Origin of the sequence: Pollutimonas subterranea, from assembly GCF_002849655.1 — a bacterium.
GTDB lineage: Bacteria > Pseudomonadota > Gammaproteobacteria > Burkholderiales > Burkholderiaceae_B > Pollutimonas > Pollutimonas subterranea.
This window is the reverse complement of sequence record NZ_PDNW01000004.1, coordinates 28,708-42,762: the sequence shown is the minus strand read 5'-3', so window position 1 is coordinate 42,762 and position 14,055 is coordinate 28,708. Positions and strand designations below refer to the sequence as shown.

At 58.6% G+C, this 14,055-nt stretch carries 14 protein-coding genes; 10 read left to right on the top strand and 4 right to left on the bottom strand.

Annotated features, from left to right (window positions below):
- Positions 1-8: 8 nt before the first annotated feature.
- The 5 genes from CR159_RS06040 (at position 9) to CR159_RS06020 (ending at position 5,515) form a co-directional block, all read left to right on the top strand.
- Complete coding sequence (locus tag CR159_RS06040; protein ID WP_102073349.1) at positions 9-1,646, top strand: arylsulfatase; 1,638 nt, start codon at positions 9-11, stop codon at positions 1,644-1,646.
- 35 nt (positions 1,647-1,681) lie between these two features.
- A complete protein-coding gene (locus CR159_RS06035) occupies positions 1,682-2,656 on the top strand; it encodes a formylglycine-generating enzyme family protein (RefSeq protein ID WP_199173251.1) in 975 nt (324 codons plus the stop codon).
- Positions 2,657-2,744: 88 nt separating this feature from the next.
- The gene (locus CR159_RS06030) at positions 2,745-3,704 is read left to right on the top strand and encodes an alpha/beta fold hydrolase (RefSeq protein ID WP_102073115.1); all 960 of its coding nucleotides are present in this window, start codon (positions 2,745-2,747) and stop codon (positions 3,702-3,704) included.
- 92 nt (positions 3,705-3,796) lie between these two features.
- On the top strand, positions 3,797-5,014 hold the full coding sequence (locus tag CR159_RS06025; protein WP_102073114.1) for an ABC transporter substrate-binding protein: 1,218 nt from the start codon (positions 3,797-3,799) through the stop codon (positions 5,012-5,014).
- Positions 5,015-5,023: 9 nt separating this feature from the next.
- The gene (locus CR159_RS06020; RefSeq protein WP_199173250.1) at positions 5,024-5,515 is read left to right on the top strand and encodes a MarR family winged helix-turn-helix transcriptional regulator; all 492 of its coding nucleotides are present in this window, start codon (positions 5,024-5,026) and stop codon (positions 5,513-5,515) included.
- Positions 5,516-5,540: 25 nt separating this feature from the next.
- On the opposite strand, the gene CR159_RS06015 is transcribed toward CR159_RS06020, so the two are convergent.
- Positions 5,541-6,677 (bottom strand): alanine racemase, encoded by a 1,137-nt coding sequence (locus CR159_RS06015; protein ID WP_102073113.1) that lies wholly within the window; start codon positions 6,675-6,677, stop codon positions 5,541-5,543.
- Positions 6,678-6,865: 188 nt separating this feature from the next.
- Here CR159_RS06015 and CR159_RS06010 point away from each other — a divergent pair, with 188 nt between their 5' ends.
- The 5 genes from CR159_RS06010 to CR159_RS05990 all read left to right on the top strand — a co-directional run bounded on the left by CR159_RS06010 (position 6,866) and on the right by CR159_RS05990 (position 12,039).
- Entirely contained in the window at positions 6,866-7,678 is an 813-nt protein-coding gene (locus CR159_RS06010; protein ID WP_102073112.1) for an aspartate dehydrogenase, read from the top strand.
- 26 nt (positions 7,679-7,704) lie between these two features.
- Positions 7,705-8,598: a LysR family transcriptional regulator gene (locus CR159_RS06005; protein ID WP_102073111.1), complete on the top strand. Its 894-nt coding sequence runs from the start codon at positions 7,705-7,707 to the stop codon at positions 8,596-8,598.
- A gap of 171 nt (positions 8,599-8,769) precedes the next feature.
- On the top strand, positions 8,770-9,963 hold the full coding sequence (locus CR159_RS06000) for a CaiB/BaiF CoA transferase family protein (protein WP_102073110.1): 1,194 nt from the start codon (positions 8,770-8,772) through the stop codon (positions 9,961-9,963).
- Positions 9,963-10,931, top strand: coding sequence for a hydroxymethylglutaryl-CoA lyase (locus tag CR159_RS05995; RefSeq protein WP_102073109.1), 969 nt, complete (start codon positions 9,963-9,965; stop codon positions 10,929-10,931). Before CR159_RS06000 ends, CR159_RS05995 begins: the two co-directional genes overlap by 1 nt.
- A gap of 142 nt (positions 10,932-11,073) precedes the next feature.
- Positions 11,074-12,039 carry a Bug family tripartite tricarboxylate transporter substrate binding protein gene (locus CR159_RS05990; protein ID WP_102073108.1) on the top strand — a complete coding sequence of 322 codons (966 nt, stop codon included), beginning with the start codon at positions 11,074-11,076 and terminating at the stop codon, positions 12,037-12,039.
- A gap of 51 nt (positions 12,040-12,090) precedes the next feature.
- On the opposite strand, the gene CR159_RS05985 is transcribed toward CR159_RS05990, so the two are convergent.
- From CR159_RS05985 to CR159_RS05975, 3 genes are all read right to left on the bottom strand, one after another.
- The gene (locus CR159_RS05985) at positions 12,091-12,480 is read right to left on the bottom strand and encodes a nucleotide pyrophosphohydrolase (protein WP_102073107.1); all 390 of its coding nucleotides are present in this window, start codon (positions 12,478-12,480) and stop codon (positions 12,091-12,093) included.
- 82 nt (positions 12,481-12,562) lie between these two features.
- Positions 12,563-13,138, bottom strand: coding sequence for an NADPH-dependent FMN reductase (locus tag CR159_RS05980; RefSeq protein ID WP_102073106.1), 576 nt, complete (start codon positions 13,136-13,138; stop codon positions 12,563-12,565).
- A gap of 138 nt (positions 13,139-13,276) precedes the next feature.
- A complete protein-coding gene (locus CR159_RS05975) occupies positions 13,277-13,879 on the bottom strand; it encodes a TetR/AcrR family transcriptional regulator (protein ID WP_102073105.1) in 603 nt (200 codons plus the stop codon).
- Between the last annotated feature and the right edge of the window lie 176 nt (positions 13,880-14,055).

Here is a 14,055-nt window from a genome sequence, read left to right as displayed (position 1 = left end):
AACACGCCATGAATCAAAACGACATCCGTAAGCCCAATATCGTGCTCATTCTGAACGATGACATGGGTTATTCCGACATAGGTTGCTACGGCGGGGAAATCCAGACTCCTAATCTGGACCGGCTGGCCGCGAACGGACTGCGGTTCACGCAGTTCTACAACACCGCGCGTTGCAGCCCCTCGCGGGCATCGCTGCTGACGGGCCTGCATCCTCACCAGACCGGTGTGGGTGTGCTGACTTACGACATGGGCCCGGAAGGTTATGCCGGAAACCTGGGCAAGAACTGCGTCACCATCCCGCAGGCGCTGAAGGCCAGTCAGTACAAAACCTACATGAGTGGCAAATGGCATGTGGCCAGCAGCCTTACGGCGCCAACCGACACCTGGCCGCTGCAGCGCGGATTCGATGAGTTTTTCGGCACCATCATCGGCGCCGGAAGCTTTTACGACCCCAACACCTTGACGCGGGGCAATGAAAACATCGAGCACGAAGCCCGGGAAAACAAGGACTTCTTCTATACCGACGCCATCAGTGAACAGGCCGCAAGCTACATTCGCGAGCATGCCGACCAGCACCCGGGCCAACCCTTCTTCGAATACGTCGCGTACACGGCGCCGCATTGGCCCCTGCACGCGCATGATGAGGATATCGCCAAGTACAAGGGGCGTTTTGACAAAGGCTGGGACGCCTTGCGCGCCGAAAGGCTCAAGCGCCTGGTCAGTGAAGGTATTCTCAAGCCCGAGTGGGCGCTGTCCGACCGGGACCCAAGCCAGCCGGCCTGGACGGAAGCACAGGAAAAGGCCTGGCTGCTGCGGTGCATGGAAGTCTACGCGGCCCAGGTCGATCGCATGGACCAGGGTATAGGGCGCATCATCGCGACGCTCGAAGAGACCGGCCAGCTCGACAATACCCTGGTGATCTTTTTGTCGGATAACGGCGCATGCGCTGAAGACATCCCCGAGGGCGTCACCGTGGACGAACTCGTCAACAAGCTGATGATCGCCAAAGCCCGCACGCGCGCCGGCGAGGAGGTCCATTTCGGCAATAATCCCAGCCTCATGCCGGGACCCGAAAATACCTATCAAAGCTACGGTGTGGCATGGGCCAATCTTTCCAATACACCATTTCGCCTGTACAAGCACTGGATCCACGAGGGCGGCATCTCCACCCCGCTGATCTGCCACTGGCCCAACGGCATCAAGGAGAAAGGCGGAATACGGCACGCGCCGGGCTACCTGCCCGACATCATGGCGACCTTGCTGGACATCACCGACACCCCTTATCCGCAATCGTGGGAAGGCAGTCAGGTGGCGCCGCTTGAAGGAAGCAGCTTGCGCCCGCTGTTCGACGAGGATGGCCTGGAACGAGCGCCCATGTTCTGGGAGCACGAAGGCAATGCCGCCGTTCGCAGCGGCAAGTGGAAGCTGGTGTGCAACTACCCCAAGCCGTGGGAGCTTTATGACATGGAGGCAGACCGTACGGAACTGCATGACCTGGCCGGCAAACACCCCGAGCGTGTCCAGGAAATGACAGCGCAATACGAAGCCTGGGCCGCCCGTTGCGGTGTTCTTCCGAGAGAAAAAGTACTGGCCATGATGAACGAGCAAACGTCAGAGCCCGCCTTTTGGGAAAAAGAGGGCGACTGACAGCCATGGGTAGCGATGCGCGCAAGCCGTGTTGCATGCCGATGCGGTCGGCGGTCCTGGCAACCGGCGCCGAAGGCGCGTCCGCGCCCGCCATCACCCGCGTCGATACTCCCGAGTGTGTGGGGAGGGGGCAAGCAGGCGGAACCAGGCTCGCGATCGACGAAGGCCTGGTACTGATCCACCGCCAGCAATTCCTGATGGGATCCCGCGACCCGGACGGTTTCCCCGATGATGGCGAAGGTCCTCCACGGCTTATCACCCTGAACCCGTTTCATATCGCCGCTACCACCGTCACCAACGCCCAGTTTTCCGATTTTGTACGCGACACACGCTACATGACCGACGCCGAACGGTTGGGCGCCTCCTTTGTCTTTCAAGGCCAGCTTCCCTCCCAGGCAGGCGCCGCGGCATGCCCAAGGCCGCGCGGCCTGCCTTGGTGGCGAGTTGTTGAGGGGGCATCCTGGCAGCGTCCGGAAGGTCCCGGCTCACACATACATGAGCGCCTCGATTATCCAGTTGTGCACATTTCCTGGTTCGACGCTCAAGCCTACTGCGCATGGTCAGGGCAGCGATTGCCCACCGAGGCGGAATGGGAATGCGCCGCGCGCGGCGGCCTGCACGGCAAACGCTACCCATGGGGCGACGAATTGCTGCACGAAGGCCGATTTCGGTGCAACATCTGGCAAGGCGCTTTCCCGGACGGGCCCGCCGCCGGCTGGAAACCAGGCCCCATGCCTGTCCGGTCGTTCGAACCGAATGGCTTCGGCTTGTACAACATGGCAGGTAATGTGTGGGAATGGTGCGCTGACGCGTTCACGCCGGACTATCACCGGGTCACCGGCGTGGACAATCCTGCGGTCTTGACAGACACCGGGCGCCGCTCCATGCGTGGCGGGTCATTCCTGTGTCATGTCTCTTACTGCAATCGTTATCGGGTGGGTGCACGCAACGGCAACACGCCGGACAGTGCAGCAAGCAATTGTGGTTTCAGGATTTGCGGGATGGGCTGATGGGAGTATGGTGCGATCTGAAAATTAGTTGCATTTGAGACCAATGTTCTCTACACTGAGTTGCCGCTAAACGCACAAGGCTAAGGCAATGAAGGAAGACAACGAACTCGCGCAACACGCGCAACCAGCGACCTTGCCGTGTGTCCGTTACACGCAAAGCAGCCTCTATTCCGGCGATATGGCGCATCCCATTTATGCGGACGTGCTGGTGCCAACGCAGCCCCTGGCTAACAAGCTGCCGCTGATTTTGATTCACGGTGCCTTCCACACGGGAACAGCCTTCCTGACAACGCCGGATGGTCGTGCGGGCTGGGCACCTTATTTTGCGAATCGAGGGCGCCGCAGCTATGTCATCGACTGGCCTGGACATGGCCGATCTCCGGCCGGCGCTAATTTCCATGAATTATCGGGGCTCGATATTGCCCGATCCATGGGGCGACTGATTGAAGAGGTGGGGCCTTGCGTGCTTCTTGCGCACTCCGCAGGCGGACCCATCGCCTGGCAACTTGCAGAAAGCCATTCCGAACAGGTCAAGGCAATCGTTGGTGTGGCCCCAGGCGGTCCCGCCAATATTCAGAAGCCGCTGAGCGATGACCCTGATGCGATCGCCGCATTGCGTTTCGACCAGGAAGCGGGCTGTCCCATTTATTCGGATCCCAGCAAAACTTTTTATGTCGACATCGATTTTGTCCGCAATTATTGGGCGAACACACCGCGTTTTCCCGCTGCGGCGCTGGAGCGATACGCACGCAGCATTGTCGGGGAAAGCCCCCGGATATTGAATGAGCGATTCCGAATCGGCGCTGCGGGCCTGCTAGTGAAAGACCCTGCGGCAATCGGTCAACGCCCCATCTTGATTGTGACCGGCGAACAGGATCCGCGACATCCCCGGGCAACGGACGAAAGGCTGGCCCTTTACTTCGATGCCGATTTTTGTTTCCTGCCCGACCTTGGCATTACGGGCAACGGTCATATGCTCATGCTCGATGACAACAGTGATGATATCGCGGGGCGAATCGACGATTGGCTGGACAAAAACGGAGTCTAGCCTTATTCATCGCTGCCTATAGCCGGGCAGTGTTACGCAGTTTTTTTCCTTCATTTCTACAAACAGCAGAAAAACATACTTCGGAGACAACCATGTCGAAACTCACCAAGATTCTTGCCTCTGTTGGCTGCATAGCCGCTCTTGGCACTGGTCCTGCTACAGCTCAGGTTTCCGCCGACCTCGTCAAGATCGGCGTTCTAACGGACATGGCGGGCGTCACGGCGGACATCACGGGCAAGGGGTCGCTTGTTGCTGCCCAGATGGCCGTCGAAGAGATCGGCGGCACCATCCTGGGCAAGCCGATCGAAGTGATCGTGGGGGACCATCAGCACCGTACCGATCTGGGTGCCTCCATGGCCCGCCAATGGTATGACACCGGCGACGTCGACGTCATTGTGGACGTGCCCAACTCATCGATTGCGCTTGCGGTTCAGCGTCTGGCCGATAAGGCCCATCGCCTGGTCCTGGTATCCGGAGCCGGCACTACTCAGCTGACGAATGAGCAATGTTCACCCTACGGGTTTCATTGGACCTATGATACCTACGGAATGGCGCATGGCACGGCATCGGCTGTCGTCAAAGAGGGCAAGAAAAAGTGGTTCATTATTGCCTCGGACTACGCTTTCGGACACTCCCTGCAGAAGGACACGACCGCCGTCGTGCAGGCCGGGGGCGGCGAGGTAGTTGGTGCCGTGCGACACCCCATCAACCTCATGGATTTCGCTTCCTATCTGTTGCAGGCGCAAGCATCCGGCGCCCAGGTCATCGGCATCGCCAACGCTGGCAACGATACCGTAAACGCCATCAAGCAGGCTGGTGAATTCGGCATTACGCAGGCCGGCCAGAGCTTGGCGGCAATGATCCTGATGATCAATGACGTACACAGCCTGGGACTTGACGCTGCCCAGGGAACCTACCTGACCACGGCGTCGTATTGGGACATGAACGAGAAAAGCCGGGAGTGGTCACAGCGCTTCAAGGAGCGCGTGGGGGACATGCCGTCGATGTTGCAGGCCGGCGTCTATGGCTCTGTCGTACATTACCTGAAGGCGGTGAAGGCAGCCGGCACCGACGATGCCGACGCCGTGGCGAAGGCCATGCGCCAGCTGCCGGTGAATGATGTCTTCACCGAGAACGCAACCATTCGCGAAGATGGTAAAGTGGTGCGCGATTTGTATCTGGCCAAAGTCAAGACACCGGCTGAATCCAAATACGACTGGGACTACTTCGAAATCGTGAGAAAGATTCCCGCCGAATCGGCAACCATTCCATTGTCGCAAAGCACTTGCCCGCTGGTTAAGAAAGGATAGAAACACCCCGTGAGCTCCGATTTGAACGACATTCTCGACGCCGTTGCCATACCGACTTCATACAAGGTCGGCTACATGAGCAATTACTACCGGGAACCGTCGTTTCGAGAGATTGAACGTGCGCTGGGGCTCACGCGGCCGGAAATCCTTTCACTCATTTTCCTGTGCTTCCGAGATGGCATCACCGTTACTGACATCTGCGAATTTTCCGGCCACCTCAAGGCAAACATCAGCCGCGCCGCCATTGCTCTTGAAAAAAAAGCCCTGATCGACCGGCGTCCCCATGACGACGATCAGCGGCGGCAGCTCCTGTTCGTGACGCCGGCGGGTCGTGCCTTGCATGATCGCTTCATGCCCGGCCTCGTGCAGCGAGAGGCCGACATGCTTGCTTGCCTGACTGACACTGAACGCCAACAGTTCAATGACATTTTGCGCAAGATGTGTGCCCATGCACGAGACTGGAGCGACCTGAGCGTTACAGAGCCTTCCGACTCGGCGTGATCCATCATCGACGTCCCTCAGGCTTTTACCACCCGCTAAACCTGGGCCACTCCGCCTCGATCTCCTGGCTTCCGGCAACCACCTTGTAGCTTCCATGCTGGGCAGCCGTGGAGCATGCATGATTCGGCAGGATACGCAGCAAGGTGCCGACCGGAAGCATGGGCGTTTTCTTCGAGTCATGGCGATGAATAATGATGCCGTGTTCCTGGTTCGCTTGCTGCATGATCATGTCGTCCATGACAACACCGTTCTGATCGCAAATCAGTCCATAGCCCTGGTCAACCCGTTGCTTTGCCGTCCCCCTGTCCCGCGACATTGCCATCCATCCCGCGTCGGTTATTACCCACCCCTTTTCTTTTTGGTGGCCGATAACCGTGCAAAGTACCGACAAGGCAATATCCGTTTGTTTGCAAACGTCCAAGCCCGTCATCACCAGGTCGAAAAACACAAACACACCGGCGCGAACTTCGGTAACCCCGTCAAGAGTGCGTGCAAAATGAGCGGTCGGTGTGCTTCCGACACTGACGACAGGCGCATCGAAGCCCGCCTGTCTCAGTCGCTGCGCAGCCGTGACTGCGCCGCTTCTTTCCTGTTCGGCCAGTGCTACGATGGAATCCGTATCCTCGCAATTGTAGGAGTCGCCTGCATGGGTCATCACCCCGGCGAGCCAGGCACCGGAACCGCTACGGGATCGATCAAAGGCGCTGGCAACATCCAGCAAGTCATCGGATTGCGGGCGAATGCCGGACCGATGTCCGTCTGTATCGATCTCCAGAAGAACGGGCAGATTTAAGTTCCGTTCTTTGCAGAAAGCCGCGAGCGCGAGTCCTGTTTCGCGATTGTCGAGGACGACGGTCATCCGGGCGCCACGTTCCATCAGGCGGGCTATGTGCGCAAACTTGTTCGCGGCGATACCGACGGCATAAAGAATATCGGTCCAGCCATGTTGGAGAAAATACTCGGCTTCCTTCAGGGTGGAAACGGTCACCGGCGTGCCAGGCTCTGCAATGCAACGCGCAACGTCGGCAGACTTGCAGGTTTTGACATGGGGTCGGAACACTACATTGAAGGGCCTCAAGCGCTCGCGCAATCGCTTGATATTGTTTTCCATCCTGGCCCGGTCGAGTATCAGTGCGGGCGTTTCCAGTTCGTTTAGCTGCATCGTGTATCCAGGCAATTTATTGGAAGTCTTCAATTCTGGTGCCGATGACATGGCTGTTCGGCATTCACTCTGTCGCTGGAGTGGCACCATTTATACTGACCATAGCTGTCGTGGCCGATTGAGGTATTACGCCATGAATCATGTCTTGCCGCGAGGCAAGTAAATAGCAACTATATCGTGAGCCGTCCATGAATGTGAAGCATCGGGTCGCCGTCATCGGCTTTGGGTCTATCGGGAAAACTGTCGTCAACGAATTGCTGGGTACCGATTCCGCAACACGGTTCGATCTGGCGGTTTTTCAACGAGAGGGTAGCCGGTCGCAGATAAGTTTGCCCGCATCGGTCAAGCGCTTCATCGACCTGGACGGAGTGCTGGACTGGAAGCCGCAGCTTGTTGTCGAAGCGGCTGGCCAAGTGGCGGTGCGGCAATATGCCCCCATCTGCCTGAGTGCCGGCATTCCTTTCCTTATTTCGTCCACGGGCGCTCTGGCGAGTGAGGAATTGCGCTTGCGGATAGAGGTCGCCGCGCGCAGCGGCACATCCAAGGCGCTTATCATCAGCGGGGCCATTGGTGCATTGGACTACCTGAGCGCTGCGGCCCGGCTTCCGGGGACACGGGTGACGTACGAATCCAGAAAGCCGATAGCAGCCTGGCGGGAGGAGCTGCGCGAACTGGGGCTGGACCCCGACGCCACGGACGAGCCCGTTATTCTGTTTGACGGAGATGCCGAGACGGCAGCGCAGCGCTATCCCAGGAATCTTAATGTGGCGGCAACGTTGGCATTGGCGGGCGTAGGCATGCGGGATACAGCCGTGCGGGTGGTGGCGGACCCCGGTGTGGATGCGAACACGCATGTCATCACGGTGGAAGGTCCGTCCGGCACACTCCATACCCGGATCGTCAATGCGCCTTCACTGGATAATCCCAAGACGTCGGCCATTGTGGCATTCAGCGTCGTCAACGCCATACACCAATACTTTGCCCCGCTTCAGTTCACCTAGCGCTGCGAGGCCCGGATCCATCGCTCATGAAATACGATATACAGACTCTGAAGATCTTCCTTGCCGTCGCCAGCGAAGGTTCCATCGCCCGTGCCGCGGCCAAGGAACATACCGTCGCGTCGGCGGTCAGCAAGCGCATATCCGACCTTGAAAAAAGCATAGGGGCAACACTGCTGTACCGCCATCGGCGCGGCGTCAAGCTGACGCTTGCCGGCAGCGAACTTCACCAGTATGCATCGCGCATCATGACCGAAATGGCAAACCTCGACAGCGCCATGGGCAACCATGCCAATGGCGTCAGGGGCCAGGTCAGGCTGGTGGCCAATACGTCGGCCATCGTCCAGTTCCTTCCCTACGACTTGTCCAGCTTCCTTAAACTGCATCCCACGGTCAAGATCGATCTTGAAGAGCATACCAGCGATGCCGTCCACAAGATGGTCGCAGGCGGCTCGGCCGATCTTGGCATCATGGTTCCGCAACGCCCCCTGGATGGCCTGCAGGCCTGTCTTTACCGCGCCGATGAGCTGATGGTGCTGATGCCGCCCGATCATCCGTTAAGCAAGCATCGTTCGTTGCGTTTTTCCGAGACGCTCAGCTACGACTATGTGGGTTTGCCGCGGGGTACTTCATTGTGCAACACCATGGTCAATGCGGCGCAAGAGCTGGACCAGCCGCTACGTCTGCGCATCCAGGCCACAAGTTTTGATGGTTTGCGACGGATGGTCGCGCTGGGCTTGGGCATAGGCATACTGCCGCGCGGCAGCGTCGAGCCATTCCTACAAACGGAAGGCCTGGCGGCCTTGCCGTTGGATGAGCCGTGGGCGCGCCGGGAATTGATGCTGGTACGCAAGGCTCAGGACGCCTGGCCGATATTGCCGCGCTTGCTGTATGAACACTTGCGCCAGGCCGGCAATGATTAAGAGATCATAGTCTGGCATGCCTGTCCAGCCATCTCCAACCGCGATGGTTGAGGTTCCAAATTATTACTTCACAGAGCGGGTCCGGGTTCTTATGATGATGGGCGGGTGTGTCAGGCATGCAGCAAGCCAGGCATACAAAATTTTTCCCTGCTTTTTTCGGATCACAAACCCATGAATCAACGACCCCTGGACGGCATACGCGTTATCGAAATGGGCAGCCTTATCGCTGGCCCATTTGCCGGCAAAACCCTGGGCGATTTCGGCGCCGACGTCATCAAGATAGAACCCCCAGGCCAGGGAGATCCGTTGCGGTCTTGGCGGACAGATGAGGGCGAAACCTCCATGTGGTGGCATGTGCAGGCCCGAAACAAGAAGTCCGTGGCCATAGACTTGCGCAAGAAGGAAGGCCAGGCTCTGGCGCGCAAGCTTATCCTGGAAGCGGACGTGGTCATCGAAAACTTCCGGCCAGGGACGCTTGAAAAGTGGGGCATGGACTACGAGTCGCTCAGCAAAGAGAATCCGGGACTGATCATGCTGCGCATCTCCGGCTATGGGCAAAGCGGCCCGCTGCGCGACCTGACCGGCTACGGCGTGGTGGCCGAAGCCATGGGCGGCTTCCGCCATATCACCGGGGTGCCCGGCGAGGCGCCGGTGCGCCCGGGAATCAGCATCGGCGATTCGCTCTCCGCCTTGCATGGCGTGATCGGCATCATGATGGCGCTGTACCATCGGTTGGCAAACTCGGGCAAAGGCCAGGTCATCGACGTGGCACTGTATGAGTCGGTCTTCAACATGATGGAAGGTGCGGTACCGGAATACGACCGCCTGGGCACCATACGCGAGCCCGCCGGCAGCGCCCTGCAAGGCGTGGCACCCACCAATGCCTACCCGGACAAGGATGGCAGGTATTTCCTGATCGCCGGAAACGGCGACAGCATCTTCCCGCGCTTGATGTCCTTGATTGGAAATGAGGCCATGGGCCGCGACCCTGTGCTTGCCCGCAATCCCGGACGCGTGGCGAACATGGCGCGCATCGACGAGGCGATTGCCGCCTGGAGCAGCCAGCGCAGCATGGACGACGCGCTTGAAGAGCTGGCCAAGGCGGGCGTACCGGCCGGCAAAATATTCACGGTGAAAGATATCGTCGACGACGAGCAATATCGCGCCCGCGAGATGATCCGCGAGATCACGCTGGACGATGGCTCCAGCCTGAAAGTGCCGGGCGTGGTGCCCAAGCTGAGCGCAACGCCGGGGGCGTTCGAAGGCGGCGGGCCACGGCTTGGCCAGCACACAGAAGAAGTGCTGCGCAAGCACGGCCTGGAACCGGCCGATATCGAACAACTCAAAGCCCTGGAGGTGATCTGATGGTTCAGCAGCGGCCCCGCCGTATCCATATTCATGACGTCGCCATGCGGGACGGCCTGCAGATCGAGCCCAGCTTCGTGCCCACTGAGCAGAAGATCGCCCTGATCAACGCGCTGTCACGCACAGGCGTATCCAAAATCGAGGCCACGTCATTCACCTCGCCCAAGGCAATCCCCGCGCTACGCGATGCGGAAGAGGTCATGATGGGCATAGAACGCGCGCCCGGCGTGAAGTACGTCTGCCTGGTGCCCAATATGCGGGGCGCGCAGCGCGCCATGCAATGCGGGGTGGATGAAATCAACTTGGTAATGTCGGCCAGCGAAACCCACAACCTGGCAAACCTGCGCATGACGCGCGAACAGTCGGAGCGTGTGCTGTCGGAAATCACCGCCGAGGCGCAGGGCAAAACCGACATCAACATCTCGATCTCCACCGCCTTCGGATGCCCCATGGAAGGCGTCGTGGCGCCCGAGGAAGTGCTGCGCCTGGGTGACCGGTTCGCCGCCGATGGCGTTCAAGGCATCACGCTGTGCGACACCACCGGAATGGCCAATCCGGCCCAGGTCGAAGCACTATGCACGGGACTGGCGCAGCGCTGGCCCGACCTGGAACTCACGCTGCATTTCCATAACACGCGAGGAATGGGACTGGCCAATGTCATCGCCGGCCTGGCCGCCGGCATAGACTGCTACGACAGCTCATTGGCCGGCCTGGGCGGCTGTCCGTACGCGCCTGGCGCAACCGGCAATATCTGTAGCGAAGACCTTGTGCACATGCTGGACAGCATGGGGCTCAAGACTGGTGTCGATCTGGACCGCCTGGTGTTTTGTGCAAGGCAAATGGCCGAAATGGTCGGGCATGACGTGCCGGGCCAGGTCATGAAGGCCGGGCGTTGGGATAAACGCTTCCCCGCACCGCCCGACATCGAACAGACCCGCGAACGCGCGCTGGCTCGCGACGTGCATTAACATCATCCAGACATCACTTCAAGGATTGCAGTCAACGGATAGAAAGCTGTAATCCGTGTTGTAGACAGATCACCCAGCAGTAATACAAAGCAATGGCGAAGCGTACCGCCAGCCATGCAAACAATAAGCCCAAGGAGAAGACATGCTCAGTAAACGCGTTACCAAGATTCTGGCCCTGACCCTCAGTACCATCGCCTATACGACCGCCCATGCCGCCTACCCCGATAAACCGGTCACCATGGTCGTCGGCTTCAGTCCTGGCGGCTTTACCGATGTGGTGGCGCGTCTGGTCAGCAAAGAACTGGAGCAGCGCCTTGGGCAAAGCTTCGTGGTTGAAAACAAGCCCGGCGCCGCCGGCACCATTGCCGCTGACCTGGTTGCCCGCTCACAATCTGATGGCTATACATTGTTGATGGGGCATTCGAATTCCAATGCCACCGCTCCCGCTCTGTACAAAAGCCTGCCTTACGATGTAAACACCAGCTTCACGCCGATTGCCATGGTGGCGAGTACACCGCTGATACTCACCGCCAGCACCAAGCTCAATGTGAAGAACATGGACGAGTTCATGGAGCTTGCCAAGAAAAGGCGTCTGAACTATGCGTCATCCGGCGTGGGAAGTTCCCAGCACCTAGCCGCTGCGCAGTTCTCCAAGGCGACTGGCGTCGAGATGACGCATATTCCCTACAAGGGCAGCGCCCAGGCGCTCACCGACCTGCTCTCGGGCGAAGTCGACTTCAACGTGGACTCTCCACCGCTGATGGTGCCCAACATCAAGGCGGGAAAGCTGGTTGGCATAGCGGCGGTGAGCCCCGAGCGCCTGCCACTGCTTCCGGACGTACCCACCATGAAAGAGGTGGGTTACCCAGGCGTCACCATGGGGCAATGGTTCGGCATCCTCGGGCCTAAAGGCATGCCTGATGATGTTACGCAGCTTTTGAACAAGAACATCAATGAAATCCTGCAAATGCCGGCGGTGAAAAAAGTGCTGGATGATAAAGGCGCCGTCGCGGGCGGCGGCTCACCGGCAGACTTCGCCAAGCAGATCAAAGAGGACACCGTCTCCATCCAGAAGGTGGTGGATGAGGCGGGCATCAAGATCGAATAAGCGCGTTTCTGCGTCGTAGATTATCTACACCGACGTTGAGCACGGCTGTTCTCAGCGTTCGGTGTATTTCTTATTCGAGCCCCTGACTTTATCGGCAGGGTATCGCTCAGCATTCTTCTGAAGCTTGTCTTGTACGGCCGCGTTCAAGTCGACCCCAAGGACAGCCGCCAGGCGTACCAGGTAAATCTGCACGTCCGCCAATTCGTCTTTCACCGCCAGGGATGTTTCTGGATTGGCGCCGGCGGTTAGCGACTGTGCTTCGGTCATCCACTGGAATATCTCGGTCAGCTCACCGACTTCGCCGGAGAGGGCCATGACGAGGTTCTTGGGTGAGTGGAATTGCGTCCAGTCCCGGTCGATCGCGAATTTCTCGAGTGCGGTGCTTAACGGTGCTACGTCGATAAGGTGCTTGGGATGTGGATGGGAGTTTTGATCAGTCATTAGTCGGCAATTTTTGAGATTCGGTGCGGCATGTCAGCGGCGGCACGGTCGATCCTGGTTTGGTCACAACACGAGCGTTCGCCTACTGATTCAAGTGCCGCATGGGCTGAAGCGCCAGCGCCCATTTGTGAAGTTCCTCCAGCATGACTTGGGCAGAATTGTCAATCAGCGGGTTGGAGGTGAATACCTTGGCATCATCCAGCAGCGTTGCCACCATCGGTATGGCAACGCCTTCGACCATGGGCATCATCTTCAACGTGGTGACGAGCTGTTTTTCGACCTGGACGGCGCGCATGCCGCCGGAGACTCCGCCGTAGCTGACAAAGCCGCAAGGCTTGTAGTTCCACTCGTTGTAGACGTAATTCAGTGCGTTCACGAACGACGGAGGAGGGCAATAGTTGTATTCCGGCGTAACGAACACATACGCGTCAGCCTGCGACACGCTGGCGCTCCACTTTTTCGTATGGTCGTGCTGATAATCCTGCAACCGAGGGTGCTTGGGTTCGTCGTAGACCGGGAGGTTGAAATCGGCAAGGTCGACCAAGGTCGTGTTGAACCCATCATGTTTGGCTGCAAATTCAGCAAACCATTGGGCGACAGAAGGGCCGACCCGGCCCGGACGGGTGCTGCAAATGATGACTTGAAGATTGAGTGGCATATGTATTTTTCCAGAGTTCGAACCGGCCAGATAACGCGTCTTTTACCGTGGTGAAAGCTTTAGACGCCCTTATGGTGTAGCGGCAGATAGGCCCATCTTAGCAACTATTGCGCTGCGGCCGCTTGCGGTCGATGGGGGTCAGTGCCGATGGCAGGTAGAGGGCTCGAGCAGGGCGAGCACCGGGCGAACCGCGCCTTCAAGCAGCGCTCGCTCGGGTCTGGTTCTGGCAAGGACGCGCAACCCGATATGAACGCTCAGCAGAAGCCGCCCCAGATCGGTAGCGGATGGGCATGTCGTGATCGTTCCATCGCGCTGCCCGGCACGTGCGCACCGGCGAAAGAATGCTTCGACCTGGCCGAGAACGCCTGCCACGATTTCCTTGAACTCGGGATCGTGGGGCGCGACTTCCAGCGCGGAGTTCACGAGCATGCATCCCTTGTGTTGCGCATCATCCAGTGACCGCTGGATGATTTCCGCAAAAAATGCATCGATGGCCTGGCGCGGCGGCAGCCCGCCTTCCAGCCGACGCACGCGATCTGCAAAACTGGCGTCTATATAGTGATTGAGCGCCCTGCGATACAAGGCTCGTTTGTCGCCGAATGTGTTGTACAGGCTGGCGCTGGTCAATCCCATTTTGTCTGCAAGTTCTCTTACCGAGGTCGCCTCGTAGCCGCGCTCCCAAAAGCATAGTGTCGCGGCATCCAGGACTGCGGCTTCGTCGAATTCTCTTGGTCGGCCCATTCCAATCATTCCCAAATGACGTCAGCATTGTGAATCTTGTTCAACTCGATTATTCTAGAACGAATGATATAAAACACAAAGTTGTATCCGGACTGCTTCATCGCCATGAACTTTATGCGATTAATACGTCTGCGCAACTGCGCGTCGAAATCCATCACCTCGTCAACCAGGAGGCC

What these genes read in the sequence shown, in the direction of transcription:
- CR159_RS05990 (WP_102073108.1), top strand. Translation starts at nt 11,074, where the DNA reads ATGCTCAGTAAACGCGTTACCAAGATTCTGGCCCTGACCCTCAGTACC.
- CR159_RS06015 (WP_102073113.1), bottom strand. Translation starts at nt 6,677, where the DNA reads ATGCAGCTAAACGAACTGGAAACGCCCGCACTGATACTCGACCGGGCC.
- CR159_RS05980 (WP_102073106.1), bottom strand. Translation starts at nt 13,138, where the DNA reads ATGCCACTCAATCTTCAAGTCATCATTTGCAGCACCCGTCCGGGCCGG.
- CR159_RS05975 (WP_102073105.1), bottom strand. Translation starts at nt 13,879, where the DNA reads ATGGGCCGACCAAGAGAATTCGACGAAGCCGCAGTCCTGGATGCCGCG.
- CR159_RS05985 (WP_102073107.1), bottom strand. Translation starts at nt 12,480, where the DNA reads ATGACTGATCAAAACTCCCATCCACATCCCAAGCACCTTATCGACGTA.
- CR159_RS06030 (WP_102073115.1), top strand. Translation starts at nt 2,745, where the DNA reads ATGAAGGAAGACAACGAACTCGCGCAACACGCGCAACCAGCGACCTTG.
- CR159_RS05995 (WP_102073109.1), top strand. Translation starts at nt 9,963, where the DNA reads ATGGTTCAGCAGCGGCCCCGCCGTATCCATATTCATGACGTCGCCATG.
- CR159_RS06035 (WP_199173251.1), top strand. Translation starts at nt 1,682, where the DNA reads ATGCCGATGCGGTCGGCGGTCCTGGCAACCGGCGCCGAAGGCGCGTCC.
- CR159_RS06000 (WP_102073110.1), top strand. Translation starts at nt 8,770, where the DNA reads ATGAATCAACGACCCCTGGACGGCATACGCGTTATCGAAATGGGCAGC.
- CR159_RS06010 (WP_102073112.1), top strand. Translation starts at nt 6,866, where the DNA reads ATGAATGTGAAGCATCGGGTCGCCGTCATCGGCTTTGGGTCTATCGGG.
- CR159_RS06025 (WP_102073114.1), top strand. Translation starts at nt 3,797, where the DNA reads ATGTCGAAACTCACCAAGATTCTTGCCTCTGTTGGCTGCATAGCCGCT.
- CR159_RS06005 (WP_102073111.1), top strand. Translation starts at nt 7,705, where the DNA reads ATGAAATACGATATACAGACTCTGAAGATCTTCCTTGCCGTCGCCAGC.
- CR159_RS06040 (WP_102073349.1), top strand. Translation starts at nt 9, where the DNA reads ATGAATCAAAACGACATCCGTAAGCCCAATATCGTGCTCATTCTGAAC.